Source organism: Pseudoalteromonas sp. ABE4_541 (assembly GCF_056312285.1).
On sequence record NZ_JBSVEM010000039.1, the window covers coordinates 1 to 18,097 of the forward strand.

Annotated in this window: 12 protein-coding genes; all 12 read right to left on the reverse strand. The window is 39.1% G+C overall.

Translation table 11 applies throughout. From position 1 onward, the window contains the following. Positions 1–259: 259 nt before the first annotated feature. Positions 260–1,879 carry a hypothetical protein gene (locus tag ACW689_RS21250; protein ID WP_476294383.1) on the reverse strand — a complete coding sequence of 540 codons (1,620 nt, stop codon included), beginning with the start codon at positions 1,877–1,879 and terminating at the stop codon, positions 260–262. Positions 1,880–2,277: 398 nt separating this feature from the next. Next, the gene (locus ACW689_RS21255; RefSeq protein ID WP_476294385.1) at positions 2,278–4,389 is read right to left on the reverse strand and encodes a YjbH domain-containing protein; all 2,112 of its coding nucleotides are present in this window, start codon (positions 4,387–4,389) and stop codon (positions 2,278–2,280) included. A 220-nt stretch (positions 4,390–4,609) separates the two neighbouring features. Further along, positions 4,610–6,571 (reverse strand): polysaccharide biosynthesis protein, encoded by a 1,962-nt coding sequence (locus ACW689_RS21260; RefSeq protein ID WP_476294387.1) that lies wholly within the window; start codon positions 6,569–6,571, stop codon positions 4,610–4,612. A 126-nt stretch (positions 6,572–6,697) separates the two neighbouring features. Then, positions 6,698–7,258: a sugar transferase gene (locus ACW689_RS21265; protein WP_476294389.1), complete on the reverse strand. Its 561-nt coding sequence runs from the start codon at positions 7,256–7,258 to the stop codon at positions 6,698–6,700. 15 nt (positions 7,259–7,273) lie between these two features. Further along, positions 7,274–8,200 carry a UDP-glucose 4-epimerase family protein gene (locus tag ACW689_RS21270; RefSeq protein ID WP_476294391.1) on the reverse strand — a complete coding sequence of 309 codons (927 nt, stop codon included), beginning with the start codon at positions 8,198–8,200 and terminating at the stop codon, positions 7,274–7,276. Next, positions 8,197–9,366: a glycosyltransferase family 4 protein gene (locus ACW689_RS21275; protein ID WP_476294393.1), complete on the reverse strand. Its 1,170-nt coding sequence runs from the start codon at positions 9,364–9,366 to the stop codon at positions 8,197–8,199. The genes ACW689_RS21270 and ACW689_RS21275 overlap by 4 nt, the downstream gene beginning before the upstream one ends. Next, positions 9,363–11,006, reverse strand: coding sequence for a heparinase II/III family protein (locus tag ACW689_RS21280; RefSeq protein WP_476294395.1), 1,644 nt, complete (start codon positions 11,004–11,006; stop codon positions 9,363–9,365). The genes ACW689_RS21275 and ACW689_RS21280 overlap by 4 nt, the downstream gene beginning before the upstream one ends. After that, positions 11,003–13,141, reverse strand: a complete 2,139-nt coding sequence (locus tag ACW689_RS21285) for a bi-domain-containing oxidoreductase (protein WP_476294397.1) — start codon at positions 13,139–13,141, stop codon at positions 11,003–11,005. The genes ACW689_RS21280 and ACW689_RS21285 overlap by 4 nt, the downstream gene beginning before the upstream one ends. Before the next feature lies 1 nt (position 13,142). Further along, positions 13,143–13,928, reverse strand: coding sequence for an AglZ/HisF2 family acetamidino modification protein (locus tag ACW689_RS21290; protein ID WP_476294399.1), 786 nt, complete (start codon positions 13,926–13,928; stop codon positions 13,143–13,145). A gap of 2 nt (positions 13,929–13,930) precedes the next feature. Beyond that, the gene (gene hisH, locus ACW689_RS21295) at positions 13,931–14,545 is read right to left on the reverse strand and encodes an imidazole glycerol phosphate synthase subunit HisH (protein WP_476294401.1); all 615 of its coding nucleotides are present in this window, start codon (positions 14,543–14,545) and stop codon (positions 13,931–13,933) included. Beyond that, a complete protein-coding gene (locus tag ACW689_RS21300; RefSeq protein ID WP_476294403.1) occupies positions 14,542–15,681 on the reverse strand; it encodes an N-acetyl sugar amidotransferase in 1,140 nt (379 codons plus the stop codon). The genes hisH and ACW689_RS21300 overlap by 4 nt, the downstream gene beginning before the upstream one ends. 25 nt (positions 15,682–15,706) lie before the next feature. After that, complete coding sequence (gene asnB, locus ACW689_RS21305) at positions 15,707–17,551, reverse strand: asparagine synthase (glutamine-hydrolyzing) (RefSeq protein WP_476294404.1); 1,845 nt, start codon at positions 17,549–17,551, stop codon at positions 15,707–15,709. Positions 17,552–18,097 lie beyond the last annotated feature (546 nt).

Consider the following 18,097-nt stretch of genomic DNA (forward strand, 5'->3'; position numbering starts at 1 on the left):
TAAAACGTGACTTTTTCATTGTTGTCTCCTGTTTGTGATATTACAGAAAACTCTAATTAAACATGTCTCATGTTAAGGGAAGTGGACAAAATGAGCTAGAGCTTATATAGAGCTAAGGGTATCTCGAAGTAAATTTGGGCCGATATAGAACACTTTATTTTATCTAAAAAAGAAAGAACCGAACGTTGAAACGTTCGGTTCCTTATATTCTAAGCCAATATCCGTTCAGATATAAGTAGCTGTGATTATCTGAATGGTATTAACCACCAGTTACGACACGCGTCTCACAAGTTACACTAACCGCTTGAGAGATAGGGCTAGTTGCAGCGCCTGTAGTTGTATTAGTCACTACAGATTGACCACCACCAGCAACTTGCGCACCACGTACAGTTGTACGAATCGTGTACGCCGAATTTGCCTCTAAACCTGACAATCTAAATGTAGAGTTACCAAGCGATGAAGCGACTGATGCTGCTTTACCATTCTTAGCATAAGTGACGACTGAGCCCGATAAATCCACAGCAACATTACCATTTGTTGTGTCTGAACATGTCCCCGCTAATGTAAAGTCAGCATCAAATGTTTGAACCGGGTTACTTAACTGAACAGGAATAGTACCACAAACATCAACTTCACCATTTGAGTTATACCAATCATTTCCTGAGTAATCATAAACTCTCACATTTGCTTTAGCTGTCGCACTAATACCATAACGTGCAGTTGCGTTTCCTGAGACTATTTGTTTCGAATTACCACGCAGGTAACTACCAATTGAGCCATCAGATGATGTTAACGAGACAGCTAAGCCGCGAGGTGGTACGGTACCACTTGTAACGTTAATAGAAACTCCATTTTGACACACTGGTGCACTTCTGTTAATTGAGAAGAAAGTTAAGTGATCGGTTTGAAATTCAGCTGTAAAAGTGCCATTCGCATTTTGCGCCGTAACTTTAGCTTTATTCGTCTCGCTTTGCCACTCACCCGTATCTTCATTGTGCGAAGCAATATCTAGCTCATCATTAACCGCAACACTACTACCTGCTGGCAAGGTTGCCGTTACTGTTATAGGCTTACTAAATTGCTTAACTTTAGTGGTGCCTGCACGCATGCTAACGTTCGTAACACCGACTGGGGTTGCAATTTGCGTAGCACCAGCTGCATTCAACCCTTCAGGAATAATAGCACCAACACTATTGTCACTTGAGTCTGCTGCTAATACGCTTAACGTTACATCTCCACCAGAAACCGCAGCACCTGACGCATCTCTTAATTCAGTGCTTGCATCAACTGTCACCCCTGCATTACCAGTACCACTTGCTGTATCAGATTTTACAGTAACAGCAGCAGTCGTTACTGCACCATTAACCGCAACAGGTTCGCTTGTTTCTTTCAAGCTGTTACCAGCAACTTTAACTAATGCAAACTGAAGTGGAATATCATTCACCCCTTCATCAACTTCAGCCGACAAATCAACGAGGAAGCTTTTAGCTACGTAGCCAGTTTGTGATACAACTGCAGTGACTTCACCGCTTGCACCTTCTTTGCTCAAAAATGTAAAGCTACCTGATTCGTCGATGGTTACTGAGGCTATATCTGCACCATTTACATCAGTCAAGCTCGTAGCAGCAACACCATTAACCAAGAAAGAAACCGTCGCCCCTTCCAATACATCAGCATTACCTGAGTCGATAACGCTCACCGAAAAAACTTTCGCAGGCTGAGCAGTGACCAAATCAGAAGGAGGTACAACTTCAGTTACCGGCTCAGTAGGCTCTGGCGGAGTAACCTTAACATTATTATCGTTGTCACTAAAACAACCAGTTAACGTAAGAGAAGCGGCGATAGACAGCGCCAGAAGTGATTTTTTATTAGCAAGCATGATTAGTCCTTGTTCCATTTTTTTTGCAAGAGCCCAAACAACCCCCGCAGAGTTTGAAATTCAAATTTATACTATAGGAAACTTTGTGTTTATTGCCACCTGTTCCTATTGATAATTTTCAACAACATCTACTATAGCCTACTTTTTAAGCAAGCCACTTAGTTATGATTCGCCAGCAAAAAGTAACAACGCATTTGCTTTGTGCATCAACTTAATTTTTTATGCTACCAATAAGACAACTGTAGATCTGAGTAGCAAAATTATTACATCACCAAATAGAGTAAGAGTAGTTGATAAATTATACAAGCACCTCTTGATAAAAACCACCAGAACTTATACCAATTCATAAACTTACCCAACATTAAAGTTACATTACCCTACTATCCATATACGTTCATCTAACGGTGAGTTAAATACACCTCACGTAAACGCGCCAAGTTTGCATAAATATAGCTACTCGACAACCTCCCTTGATTTAACAAAGTTTTAGTTATGTTTAGTGGTGTCTCTATTTGCTCAGCTCTGCCTATTGTTACATTATTGTGCGACTCACCGATACGAGTACTTACACTATGACGCCAAGCTTCATTGCCTTTAATTTGCCCATAACTCGTTACAGCCATATCTTTACGCGGCGTTAAAGGAATACTAAAAGATACCCCTGCAACCTGCACATCTGTATCTTGTACAAATACAGAAATATAACTATCCCCAAACCAAAAACGAGTTTCAACTTTCACACCGCTATCATCATAAAAGAAGCGCCCAGCTGTTGCATGAAAACTGACGTCTTTTTCAATCCAATTATAACGATACTCTAATGCTTGATAATCACGGTCCAAATCATAATCTTGATATTCTAGATAACCAACATCTGCTGTAAATTGATGGCGACCATTGTTACTAAGCCAAACCGTTTCATTTTTTATGCCAGTATAATCATGGTTAAACTCTCTAAAGAACCCAACATGAGTTTGATTATAAATACCGTAAGGCAGTGCAAAACTTTGGTATAGCGTGGCTTGAGTTATACCATCTTTTTCAGCTAATTTACCAAATGCTTTACCTTGCTCGTAATCATCGGTTTTTGCGAGTTCAGATTGAGCGCTGACACTTAAGCCACCCCCATACCACATGGGTAAGTCTAAATCGGCTTTTACAGCCAGCGAGAAATCATACACGCCAAGCTCTGTTGCTGTACGTTTATTTAACGCTGGCCCTATCGTTAAACGAGGCTTAAAGTAAGGGCTATTCGCATTTGGCATACCAACCCAAGATACACTGCCAAGCGGTTCCATTTCTCCACGGCGTATATCCATATCTGGTGTGGTGCTGCTGTTTATAAACTCACGGTAGTTATCAACATTACCTCGCACAAAAAGCATTGCCATGCCACGATTTAAAAGCTGAATGCTGTATTTTGCATCAGGCTCATCAATGTGCTCTGCAATACGCCCTAACACTAGTCCTATTGCGTCAATGTCATTTCGGTTAAATACAAAGTTCTCAAAACTTACAACTATATGTGGCTCCTGGTTAAAACCAACACTCACCGCCTCAAAGCCATCATCAAGTAACGCATTTTTAAGCTCGCGAGTTTGTAAAGTAAGCGACTTACTAAATTTATCTCGCTCAGAGACTTCTTTTTTTGCTTCTTCTAATGGCTTTTGCGCAAGTTCTCGCTGCTTTTGATAATGCGCTGTGAACGCAGCTTCTCGTTTTTTATGGTTATCTAAAATAGGCGCAGGTGCAGCTTCTGTCGGGTCATTGAGTGTCGCTTGCACAAACAAAGGCATCGAGAAGTTTAAACCCCAGTAAGTATCCTTATCGGCGTGATCTGTATTACTATAAAACTTACTGGAGAGCGTTAAAGTGCCTACATCGTAAATCCACTCCTTAGGCACAGTTAAACGTAAGCCTGCATTTACAGCATCCGCATCATGCTCAACCTGCAATGCAAACCAATCTAATGGTTGCCATTCAACACCTGCAAAAGCACCATCCATTTGCCCTGTAGTGCGGTCGCTGACTGCAAAGCCTGCTGAAAACCTAAAATCATTCCATTCACGTGAACCGGCTAAATAGTAAGTCTCGTAGTTGTTTGCCGCACCGCCTAAATCTTTACCGCCGACAGCCAAGTTAAACCAATTTTTTGGAATATAAGGGATTTGATATTTAAGATTAAAAGAAAGGTCTCGCGTTTGACCTTCTTTTTTAAACATATTGTCATGCATTGTGTTCGATGCAATCTGACCACTTACTTCAAGACCATCGTAAACGCCTGCAGAGAAGATGAAGTTATGCCCATCAACATATTCAACACCACGAAGATCTAATTGATTATTGTAGCCAAAGTCAACAACACCTTTTTTTAATATTTCAGCATTTGGGGTATTAAAGAGGCCAGTATAACCTGCAAGTGAAGAATAGCTCGTAGTTTGACTATCAGCTAAAACAGGCGCACTAGCAAGAACAACGCTAACTGCAAAGATCTTATTTATTTTTGACATGTATACAGACCAATTTATAGTTTTAAATTTTTGGTTCAATTGAGATAGAGACAAGCAACTACCTCTACCGCGATTACAAGAGTTATTAAGCTATCGTACAACTAAGTATAGAAAAACCCAAGCTATTGACCTCTAATATGTACAAAAGCAATTTAGCTTAAGTTTCAGTAAACACATCAGTTGAAACCTTTTCACTGTTAATCTACGGGCTCACTAGATATTAAGGTTTTCTAAAGTTAACAACTTTTTTCTCGTCTTCTGGCTGAGCATCCAGCATCTGATGCTTTTCATTCCACACCAAATCACAAATACCGTCTGTAGGATTAAAGTCTGTAGGCGCTTCTAACAACAATTTACGGATAAGCTCATGATCAAAGTTATGACAAGCCGTATCCATTGCACTCATAAAGTCTTCTAGCTCTGACATCGGCAATTTTACTTCATTGGCCGCCATGATCCGCGGGTGACAAGTCTCTTCAACATTGTCACCAATCAATAACTCTTCATATAACTTTTCACCAGGACGCAAGCCGGTACATTCAATTTCAATATCGCCATGAGGGTTTGACTCTGATTTGACCTCTAAGCCAGAAAGGTGCACCATTTTGGTCGCTAAATCCTTGATCTTGACAGACTCGCCCATATCTAACACAAATACGTCACCACCCTTACCCATGGCACCCGCCTGAATAACTAACTGCGCAGCTTCCGGTATGGTCATAAAAAACCGGCTGATATCTTTATGCGTTAAGGTAATTGGTCCACCTTCTCTAATCTGCTTACGGAATAGAGGCACAACGGAGCCACTAGAACCAAGCACATTGCCAAAGCGCACCATACAAAAACGGGTATTTTTTGCCGTTATTTTACTCTCAGCAAAAGCTTGTAACACAAGCTCTGCCATGCGCTTAGTCGCGCCCATCACATTGGTAGGCCGCACTGCTTTGTCTGTAGAGATTAATACAAAGGTCTCTACTCCCGCTTTAATAGCAGCTTTACCCGTATAATATGTACCAAATACATTATTGCGAACACCCTCAACCACATTTTGCTCTACAAGCGGTACATGCTTATAGGCCGCAGCATGATAGACAGTTTGCACACCAAAGGCTTTCATACAAGTTTCAATACGGTTGATACGTTGTATAGACCCCATCACTGGTACTATTTCCAATGATACGCCTTTATTCAATGCAAGCTGATTCAGTTCCTTTTCAATGCTATATAAACCAAACTCCGACACCTCAAAAAGCACTAGCTTGCTAGGTCTATTTAATATAATTTGCCTGCATAGCTCAGAACCAATAGAACCACCGGCACCAGTCACCATAACGACTTTATCTTTAATATTTGCAGCCATCAGCTCTGGTTTGGGTGTTACTGGGTCTCTGCCCAATAGGTCTTCAATTTCAACTTCTTTGATTTCATCCAATTGTGCTTTACCGTCGATAACATCAGCCATGCCCGGCACTGTCATTACCTCAAGTGGCAGCTTTTCTAACTTAGTGAGTATTTCTTTACGGCGAGAGCGCGGCACACTAGGCAATGCCAGCAACACCTTTTTAACTCTTTTTTTGTCTATTAAATTATAAATATCATCAAAGGCAACAACTTGGATCCCCTGGATAACAGCATTATGTTTGGCAGTGTCATCATCAAGGTATGCAGTAACATAATAGTCTGGACCAGTCGCGAGCGCCGTTGCTAACTGCCGGCCGGCATCTCCAGCACCGTAAATCACTACTGGCGTTTTAGTCTCCACAGATAAGCGCCAAATAAGCGCCCGCACCAAAATACGCGAACCACCTAGCGATAACACCATCAACCAGCCGTAAATAATAGGCATAGTGCGGGGAATTGTAGTTTGAGTAAAAAACGCCGCCATGACCAACACCACTGTACTAACAGCGGTACCAAGAACTACCGCCCCAACGGCATTAGCACCAACATAACGCAGAACAGCACGATAAAGCCCTAAGCGGACAAAAACAAACAAACTTACTGGTAAAAGAATAGCCAATAACACCCAATTTTTGGTGACAGTTAAAGGAGCAATGCTATCGAGCCTAACAATTAGCGCCAACCAAAAAGCTGATATAATAAAAACAGAGTCTAGTGCTAAAGTAATAAGTCGTTTTTGGCTACGAGAAGCGCCTAGTAAGGCGCGAAACCAACTATCCATCGTGTTTCCTTGTTATTCTAATCAGTAAATAAAACCAAGCGATTAAAAGACTAGTACAAGCTTCGACTTATAGAAAAAAAAGATACAAAATAAATACCAGACATCTCGATTCTGCAAATGCTAGTTTTATTTCAATTGCTTATTAACTCTATCCCCCGCACCTTTTCCTGATATTGTCATAAATATTATCCTGAAATAGCTTGACAGTGACAGGTGTTCAATCATTTTGCGGTCAGTTTCGGCAAGCAACTCCGGGGTAGACATGTCGATTTGATTAACCTGAGCGAGTCCTGTTATACCTGGTCTAACAGAGTAAATACCTTTAGCTTCGCGTGCTGCGGTTAATTCTTCTTGGTTAAAAAGACCAGGTCGTGGTCCTACTAAACTCATTTCTCCTTTAAGCACATTCCATAGCTGAGGAAGTTCATCTAATTTTGTTTTGCGAAGAAAATGCCCAAATGGTGTAATCGAAGAGGTACTCGCAAGGTGACTTGCCACAGAAGCCGTATCTACTTTCATTGTTCTAACCTTTACTAAAATAAATGGCTTTTTATTCCTACCTACACGCTCTTGAGTAAAGATTGGAGAGCCAGTATCAAATAGGCCAATAACGTATAAAATAACCAAGAAAGGAAGTGCGAATAAAAGGCCAAATAAGGCAAATAAAAAGTCGAGTAAACGTATCATTGAATATTCCATGTCTTAATTTTTAGCTGAAAGTTTGAAACCCTGTTCGATGGAGTATGGAGGTTTCCAATTTAAAGTGTTCTTTGTATGAGTGATATCTATTTGCAATGATCCCGTTAACCTATCAACGAACCCCTGCTTACCAAACAGTATCCCGACTAAATGAAAACACCATAAAGGCACTGGAAGTGAAAGATTTGGCTTACTTTGCACTCTCGCCATGAGCGACACCATTTCAGCAGTTGATATATCATTATCATCACTCACTAAGAAAATTTGATTAGCGGCTCTTGGATGTTCAATACACACTTTGATTAGATCCACAAAGTTATAAACAGATACCAAACTGCGTTTGTTACTGTTTATTAACCTGAATGGTAATGGCACTCCCTCACCTACAAGTTTCATTAAAGATGCAAAATTAGCTTTCACACCTTCTCCATAAACAAGCGGTGGACGCACAATAACGATCTCCATCCCTGTTTCTTTACCAAGCTCTATTAGCAATTGTTCTGCCTCTAACTTAGAAACACCATAAAAGTCTTCAGGTTTTGGTGTATCTAATGAAGTAAACGCTGATCTTCCTGTGGTACTTTCTCCATTCACTTTTATGGTGCTAATAAATATAAAACGTTTTACTTTAGCTTTCGCAGCTTGCTTAGCTAAATTTAATGTACCGTAAGTGTTCACAGCTCTATAATCAGCTAAGGGGTCGACAGAGCGATCTTTCATTATGTGAACACGTGCAGCACAATGTATAACGCAAGTCACACCACTCAGCGCATCGGAGTAGTCAGAGTTCTCATCTATATTATGTTTATAAACTTGCCCAAGGTTAGATTCTTTTCGGCCCAAAAGCTTCAACGTGTTAGTGCTCTTAAGCTCCCTTGCTAACAGACTACCGACAAAGCCAGAATAACCTGTGATCAATAAACTATTCATTTTTCGTCTCGATATGACAAAATTGATTCTGACATTTTTTTCATAATATTTGAACGAGTGTACTTAGAGATGAAGTTTTTCCTGTCAGTATAATGACGATTTAAGTCACTTAACGCACTTAGGGCAGCCTTATCATCCCCTGGATAGAACACAGCCCCATTACTTATTTCTTCTTGAATGAATTTCGCAGCATATCCACTAACACCAGCAAGAATTGGTTTCCCTGTAGCTGCATACTCAAACACTTTAGAAGGTAGCACTTTTTCAAAAGCAGAATAATCATTCAAGTGCAAAAATAGTACATCAGCTTTGCCATACTCTTCTAGAAGTTGCTTTCTATTAACCGGTGGGTAAAAGGAGATATTTTCAACCCCTTTACAATTGGCGAGAAGTATATTTTTTCGCCCACCATCACCAATAATTTTAAAATGGTATTGTTCTTTAGCTGCTTGAGCAAGTTCTGGAAAGATGGTATTTAACCCTTGTCCTTCACCTATGTTACCAGCATACAAAACTGTTTTTATTCCATTACTATCTGCAGAATTTGCACTTTTATCTTTAAAGCTTAAAAACTCTTTATCTATTCCATTGGTAAAAAATGTGTATGTAGGCTTTTTGTATCGTGAAGAAAAGTATTCCTCAAAACCTTTAGATACGAGGTTAATGTGTTCTGCATTTGAGAATGTGTAATTCTCAACCACACTCAAAATTGGCTTAATGATGAATGCTAGCTTAGGGTTTAATACATCTTTTATGGTATCGACAAAAATATCACGTATATCTAAATAGAGAGGTAGATTTTTTCTTCTAGCTATTCTAGCTCCCAAAAATGCAGTAAATAACCTAGAGCTAGTAGCAAAAACTAAATCATACTGTTCACCTTTAATTGCTTGGTTAGCTTGTTTATAAAAAGAAAAAAAGGATTTTATTTGATCAAGCATGCCACTTTTATGTGAGGGTAGCTCCACGCGGCGCACTCTTACATTGTCGTCGACCTCTGTTTGTTCTGCTCCTGCACTAAAGCTCGCATAGCGGTTAGGCATAGTTGTGATCACATCAATTTCAACACCTTGCTGCTGTTTTAGCTCCTCAACCAAAGCACTAGCTCTAAATGAACCTGCACAAAGATCTGGTCTAAAGTAAAAAGATAAAACGAGTATTCTCACACCAATCCCTTAATTATTTTTATTTCAGTTTGTAAGCTACCATTATCAAAACTAATCTCAATTTTTTTGTTTACAACTGACTTTCCAAATTCTGGATGCCATGTACTTTCTTTAACCTCTAAAGGATGTTTGCTAAACAAAGTGCATAGCCTACTATTTTTCATGAAAATATCACACTCATGATCTGAGGTGTCCACAACATTAAGCTCAGGATGAACATGCAAGTGGAAACAAGCAGCTTTTGCGCTTGATAGATCATCACTGATTTTTATGTAGCTATTCGAACATTCTAATTTTCTAGTATGAGTAACTTTAGGACTTTGTTTAAGGTAACCATCGTGGCTTGCAACAAAAATTGCACTACCATTAGCAAGCATTGCTGTTTTTAGCTTTGCATAAGCTCGTTTAGCAACTCTAAAGCCGGACCAAACTTGTGAGGAGTTGGTATTCTCTACAACAACAGTATTATGAGCTGCGGTTCCACGCTGCCTGATACGCTCTTTGCTAACGCCATATAATGAAGTACCTGAATTTACAAAAACTCTTTGCATACCAATGGATAATTCAAAACTTAAAGTATCAGCATGTGCGTGACCCGGTAAATAATCGGGCCCTACATTGGCATGATCAAAAATAAGGCTATAGTTATCGAAGGTAACTCTGCTATAACCACTTGCTGGATGTGTAATCAAGTTATTACAATTAAAATCAATTGATAAGCCAAGCTTTTTAGCATAATTAATTATCTCTTTAGGCCGCTTAGCAACCCCTATAGCCGCATCATTAAAAAAGCTAATCTCGCCATCTGGATGCACCATTGCTTGAAGCCAGCTAAGAGCTTTTTCTGCTAGCACTTTCCATCGCTCTAGATAATTTCTTAAGAAATCGCTGTCACTTGTATTAGCTAAGTCAATTAATTCCAGCAGATCCCAGAGTAAAATTTCGTGGTACATTGGAGATAATTCAAAATGTGCACCATCATCTAAAAACTGCTCTGCCAACTCTTTTTCTAATATATCAGTACCAATTCTTAAATAGCGCTCTGCTTGGCTACCACTTAAATAAGCACCCACAAATATCAAAGCTTTAGCATTAGCAAATAAGTGATTACCTAAAATATGATATTCGAGTTGTTGGACAAGCGCATCGGCTTGCTCAAGCATACTTCGCTTATATAAGGGGGAGACCGTTTTTTGCTTGCTGCACCACTTCACCCAATTCACGAGACGTAATGAAATAGGATAAGGTTCCCAGCCGTTTCCCAAACAAGGAGGGTTTTCATCTATCCACCGCTCGATCAAGGCTCTGTGTAAATCATGCCTATCAATTGAGTTCCGTGCGCTAAAATCATCAAAATAATGAAGGTTATACAACCAAAGTTTACTTTTACTCTGGCAGTTCCAGTCTGCTGAAGTTGATATATCTCCAGGCTGATTTAAAAACTCTACTTTCGTATTTGTGAGTATACTTTGTGAATTAAGTTCTGGGCCATTCCAGACCCAAGTATGGTGCTGTGGAGAAACTGCTTTAGATACTTTTGGTTTTACTAGCTTATAAAAAGCTCTATAGTAGACCTGCTTAAACTTAAGATATTTTAGAGTATGAAATATCTTAAGTAGCATTTTTATTTTAGTTCTCATTGATTTCTTAATTGCTCAGCAATATCTATTGAAATTTTTGCCACTTCAAAGATTTCATCTATAGAAATTGGTGCGCATTGGCCATCTCGAATAGAGTCAAGAAATAATTTAGAACATAGGCCTTGCCCTTTATCTTGTTTCCAAAGGTTCATTTTCTTAAATCCTTTAAAACCATAAGCTCTTAATTTGACAAAATTATCCAGCTGTAAGACTTTACCATTGGTAAATACCTCAACACGTTCTTTAGGAAAACTAGCTGAACCATTCGCAAAGTAATGGATAGTACCAAATGACCCGTCGGAAAAGCCTAAAATTATTGCGGCCTTATCTTCAGTTACTTCTACCGAGTCAGTGTCACCCATTCTTCGAGCTTGAACAGAAACAATTTCACTTCCGGCTAAAAAGCGCATTAAGTCAACAAAGTGACAGGCCTCACCAATGATCCTACCCCCACCTATATTTGTATCTTGAGTCCAATGGCTAGCTGGAATAGCACCAGCGTTCATGGTCATAATAAAGGATTTTGGCTCTTTTATTGGCTCAAGTAACTGTTTTATTTTTTGCACTTGAGGTGAAAAACGACGATTAAAGCCAACCATTAACTTAGGTGTTATACCCTTCTCACAAGCCTCTTTATAAGCAGCCTCAACTTCACCTAATTCTTCATAGTTGATTGCCAATGGTTTCTCTACAAATATATTTTTACCAGCCTCAAGAGCTGCCTTGACAAAAGCTGCATGGCTATTGTGCTGAGTGACGATAGCAACAGTGTTAATATCATCATTGTTAATCATGGCTTGTGTGTCGGTAGTTGCTTCTACAAAGCCCGATTTCTCACCATGAATTACTCCGTTGATCCCACCAGAGGTAGAGATGCTATGAAGTTGCGCTCCAGCTTTCTTAAAGGCCGGTATTAATACTCTTGAAGCATAATTACCGGCACCAATAAAACCTATTACAGGTTCATTTGATTGATAATTTATTGCAGGATTCAATGATACAGTTTTAACGTGCCGAGCTTCGGGTTCTGACTCAAACTGCAATAATATTCCCAAGGCACTTTTATCCGAAGTAAGTAGCTCATATGCATCACTTGCATTTTCAAACTTAAAGCGATGTGTAATTAATGGCTCAACATTTAACTGACCACCTGCCATCATATCAAGAATAGCTTCAAAGTTACGCTGTTCTGTCCAGCGTACAAACGCAAGTGGGTAGTCATTTCCTTGCTCTTCATAACTGGGATCGTAACGGCCTGGTCCATAAGAACATGATACTTGAAATGTTAATTCCTTTTCATAGAAATCGGCACGGCTCAATTCTAGCCCTGTAACACCAACAAGTATAATTCGACCCCGTTTGCGGCTCATTCTCGCAGCTTGTGTAACCGGATCATTAGACTTGGTAGATGCAGTGATGATAACGCCATCGACACCTACACCTCTACTAAATTCAAGCCCCACGGCAACAGGATCTTCGCCTTTTCCAGGATTACAAGTCTCAGCTCCAAACTCTCTGGCCAACTCCAGCTTAGCTTGATCATAATCTATTGCTAAAACTCTACAGCCCTGAGCTCGTAACATTTGAACTGTTAGTAAGCCAATTAGACCTACACCGGTAACTACGAAGCATTCACCCATAGTTGGGTTGGCTAAACGTATACCTTGCAATCCAATACTTGCAACAACCGTAAATGAGGCTTCTTCATCAGAAACATTATCTGGAATTTTTGCAACTAGGTTTTTGCTAACTCGAACTACATCAGCATGTGGGCCATTTGATACGACTCGATCCCCTACCTTAAAATCATCGACCTCTTTACCTAAACTATGAACACAACCAACATTACAATACCCTAAAGGTAAAGGTTGAGCGAGTTTGGATTTAACAGCATCTAGAGTTGTCATCAAGCCATTAGTTTGTACTTTTTCGAGCACCATTTTGACTTTATCGGGTTGTGAACGTGCCTTATCGATTAGATTTGCTTTACCAAAATCGACTAGCATCCGCTCTGTTCCAGCTGAGATTAGTGTAGTTGTTGTATTAATAATTAAGTGATTTTTATTATCTCGAGGTACTGGTGACTCCACTATTGATGAGCCACCTTTCGCCATATCTTGAAGAATTTGTTTCATTTTACTTTCCTTGTTGTGAGCGTGCGATCTCTCTAACTTTTGCGAGGGCGTCTTGAGTCATATAGTTAATAAGTACCGCTTTATAAATACCTTTAAAAACAAAAAGACTCCCAGCGGAAGCACCGATAACTTTAAACTTTTCAATCAACTTTAAAATATCTTGAATGGAGCCTGCTCCACCAAGTATTGTGAGTGGAACACTGGCTAGCTCTCGAACTTTTTCAGCTAACTTGATGTCGTAACCTTTCATCATTCCATCTTGGTCAATTGAGTTAATAACTAACTCACCGATTCCAACTTCTTCTAATTCAGATATGATCTGCTCAAACTTTTTTGTAACTTTTTTCTTTCCATTGTGGGTGTAGATCTCATACCCGCCAAGAAAGTTTTTTTTAACATCTAAAACAACAACTACGCTCTGTTTTCCTATAACTCCTGCAATTTCTTTAAGAACCGATGGATTTCTTAGCGCTTCACTTGAAATAGCGACTTTTTCGACGCCAAGTTTAATAATTTCTTGTGCTTGTTGGGGCGTTTTAATACCTCCTCCATAACACAATGGCATACGACTCTCATTGGCCAAATGCTTAATCATTTGATAATCGGGTGATTTGTTTTCAACTGTTGCGTCAATATCCAACACAATCAGTTCATCAACCTCTTTTTCGTTGAAAATTTTAACTGCATTGATTGGATCCCCAACATACTTAGCATCTTTAAATTTTACAGTTTTTACAAGCCCTTTATTATGAACAAGTAAACATGGGGATACTCTTGATCTCAGCATAATTAAAACTCTGCAAAATTCTTAAATAAGTTAATACCATTTGAGTGACTTTTCTCAGGATGAAATTGAAATCCAAATATATTGTCTTTTCTCACAGCACAGCAAAAGTCATCACCGTAGTGAGCTTTGATCAGCACGTCCTTTGGATCGTGCGCATCAAAGTAATATGAATGGATAAAATAGAACCCTTTTTCACAATCTATGTCATTTAACAACTGATGTGATTCTGTCGGCTCAATTTCGTTCCATCCCATATGTGGCAGTTTCGGCTTAAAGTCTATCTTTGACTCATCGAACTTCTTAACTGACGCGTCAAACCAGCCAAGCCCAGATAATTCACCTTCATCACTGCTTTTCGCCATGATTTGTAAACCAACACAAATCCCTAAGACAGGTTTCTTTTCAACCATCGCAAAGTGATCGAGCGCTGCTCTCATTCCTGATTTTTCTAGTTGTGTCATCGCTTCATCAAAAGCGCCAACACCTGGCAAGATAATCTTGTTCGCCTTTTTTAAATCTTCCGGCGTACTTGCAAAAAAAGTCTCAATCTTTAACTTAGTAAATATGTTTTGAATGGCCTGAATATTCCCAGAGCCATAATCTACTATAGCGATCATCTTTTGCCGCCTTTCTCAAGACCAAGCTTTCTCATTACCTTTGCACCTAAATCATAAATAGATTGCTGGTTCTTATAATCTTTGTAGGTTTTGTTAGGCGCTTCCAAATAACCTCTTAGTTCTTCAGTCGTGATACCAAGCTTGTTGGCAATGTAGCTGAAATCATCATCGATTGTCTCTGGGTCATATGGTGGCTTTTTGAGTCTTTCCAACGCATCTTCTCGCGTCATTTGACCTGTAACAATCAAGCTAGAGTACTGTACTTTACGAGTGTCATAGCCAAACTTCTTATACAGCCAATAAGCCTCATAGAAACGTGTAAAACGAGACTCAAAGTGTTTTTGTGCATAGCGCTGATAACCGTAGTTATCAACTAAAAACCGCGTTGCTTCCTCTTTGTCATAAGGCATAAAGTCAAGTGGCCTATATAACTTAATCCCTCTGATATATGGCAAGTAAATTTTGTGCCATAAGATATTTGTCAACGGGAAGTTTTTCAGCTTCTTCGTACCAAACTTCTTTTGAATATCTTTAATCTGACGAGAGTCTGACTGGAAATACATCCATTCCAACGGGTTTCGAATACACTCTGTTGAGTAGTTACCGCCCGTTAAAATATGTTTAATTTTATGCTTCGAAGCAAACTTGTACATAGTCGCAAAGAATGCATGATCTTGCGGCGTATCTGTATGAGAAACACCCGCTTTGAAGAAAGAAAGCTGCAAGTCTTTCATTTCTTCCCAATCGATAACTTCTGTATAAAGATCTAAGCCAAGTCGATCTACTATTTGCTCAATGTTGTGAACAGCCTGCTGAGAGTTCCAACCAGCGTCAACATGAAAAACTAATGGTCTTAAACCAAGTTTCTCTTTTGCTAAGTAAACTAGGTATGAACTGTCAATACCGCCACTCATACCAATAATGCAATCAAACTCTTTACCTTCACCTTCCTTTTTAATGTCAGCAGCAATCTTTGTGATTTCTGCCCATCCCTTTTCATCTGTGTGCCAGTTAGGCTCTATATCATTGTAAAATGTAGTACAATGATCGCATACTCCATTCTCATCAAAAGTGATTTTCGAATCCGTTGTGTCCATTACGCAGTTAGTACAGACTTGATAATTATTAGTCGTCACTTTAAGTTTCTCGATTTGTTTAAAATTAATCTAAATATTGCCTAAACCATTCTTCTAATACGACCATGGCCCACAAGTTAAGTGAACGGTCTTTTCTATTAGTGGTAAATTCATCAATTATCTGTTGGACATATTTATAATCAAAGATCCCTCTCTCTTCGATTACACTTTTTGACAAGTACTCTTCCAACAATGGCGCTAAATCACGCTTCAGCCATATGCCCATTGGCGGATTAAGACCAAGTTTTTTCTTCGCGATGATTTGATCAGGTACCTTTCCTTGCAGTAACCTTTTCATTAAGTACTTAGTTTGACCATTTTTGATTCTCCACTGCGAGTCTATACTTGTCATAAACTCAACGATGTTGTGATCAATCAATGGGAACCTTACTTCAAACGCATTTGCCATACTCATAATATCCCCATAGTACAACATATCGTTGGGTAAATATGTTCTTAAATCAACTAGGGAGCTTGTGATTATGCCATCACCAGTATCCAACGAATTCCAGCTATCATAAACGATACTGCTAAAACCGATGTCTTCTTTAAATAGCTTACTTAAATCTTCATCGCTAATGTACGCCGACCAGTCGTCATACCTTTGTGCGGCATTTTTACTAAGTGAAGATGCAAATGCTTTTATTCTACGAGGCAAATGGTTGCCTGATGTATTCACTGGGATTAAGTCTGTAACCTTTGCAATCCCATTAAATACAAATTTAGGAACCGCATTCAACTTTTCAGCTAATTGAACCCCCTGATATTTTGGATAACCACCAAAAACCTCATCGCCACCATCACCTGCAAGCGCGACTGTTGCAAATTTCTTAGTCTCTTTCGTTAACTCATGAATAAGCAAAGAAGTTGGGCTAGCGAAAGGTTCCCCAAAATGCTTCACCATTTTAGGTAATAGACTGACGACATCAGGTTTAATTAATATCTCTTGGTGATTAGTATTAAAATGCTTCGCCATTAACATTGCATCGCTAGACTCATCATACCTATCGGCATTTTCAAAACCCAAGGTATAGGTGTTGATTTTCTTTTCCGAATTCTTCTGCATGAAGTAAAGAATAAGGCTACTATCAATGCCACCACTTAAAAACGATCCCAATTCAACATCAGCGATCATTCGAGTCTTAACAGAATCATCGAAAAGGTAATCTAACTCTTCAAGTATTTCACCTTCGCTTAAACCTAAGTTTTTACCGACAAATTGCGATGCTTCCCAATACGGTTTACTCGTTAACTCTCCATCTTTTAATTTCATAACATGGCCAGGAGGTAACTTTTTAATATCCGTAAAAATCGTATCGGGACAAGGCACGTATAAATACTTCATGTACTGCCTGATCGCCTCTTGATTGATACTTGGCTTCTCTTCAAGTAGCTTTGCAATTACATTTATTTCACTCGCAAAAATGAACTTGCCATCTTTGAAGTAATAATTGAGTGGTTTTATGCCAATTCTATCTCTTGCACAAAACAGTTCATCGTAAACTGAATTGTAAATTACAAAAGAAAACATCCCTCTCAATTTGTGTACGAATTCATCACCATATTCGATATAGGCGTATAACATCGCCTCAGTATCGGATTTTGTTTTGAATGGGTACTTTCCGGCCAAATCTTTTCGTAAATCAGCATGGTTATACACTTCACCATTAAAAACGATGACATATTTTCCACACTCGGAGTAAAAAGGTTGATTCGACTCTTCGTTGTGATCAACAACAGCCAGTCTGTTGTGCCCCAACGTATAACCACCGATATACGTATAGTCAGAGCTATCAGGTCCCCTATGAGGAGCAAGACTCAAGAAGTCATTATTTTCGCTTTTAAAATTGAATCCAACTATTCCACACATTTTTTTCTCTAAAAACTCTTAATGCCCCGAATTACTTTGGGGGACCTAAATTACCTTAACGGGCTTGTATTTGTTAAAAACTATCTTTCTAAAATATTTCACCGTTTCTAATTTTTTTGCCAAAAAAGCTGATAAACCAACAGTTGTTATAAAAAGTACAGATAAAAATGCTAACTTTTCTAATAGGCTTAATGCTAGGTAAACCTCGTCGACCAAGGAAAACACAAACAAAAAAATCGGAAAATGAATTAGATAAAGTGTATAGCTAAAGTACACATAATTTTTAAACAACCAAAGCCATTTCGGAAAGCGAATTGCATCTATAAAAATACATACTATAAAAAACAAAATACCGCCTATCTAATCGAATGAGCCCTCTCATCCGCAAACAACTGAATGCACCTACAACCCAGCATATCAGGTAAACAAAATATTGGGCGTTGTGAGCAAACACTTTGTCCACTTCCCCGTCAGTGAGACACCTGTAAACTAGAGTTTTCTAACTTTGCCCGGTAAGCTGCTGGCGGCAGATCACCGAGACTTTCA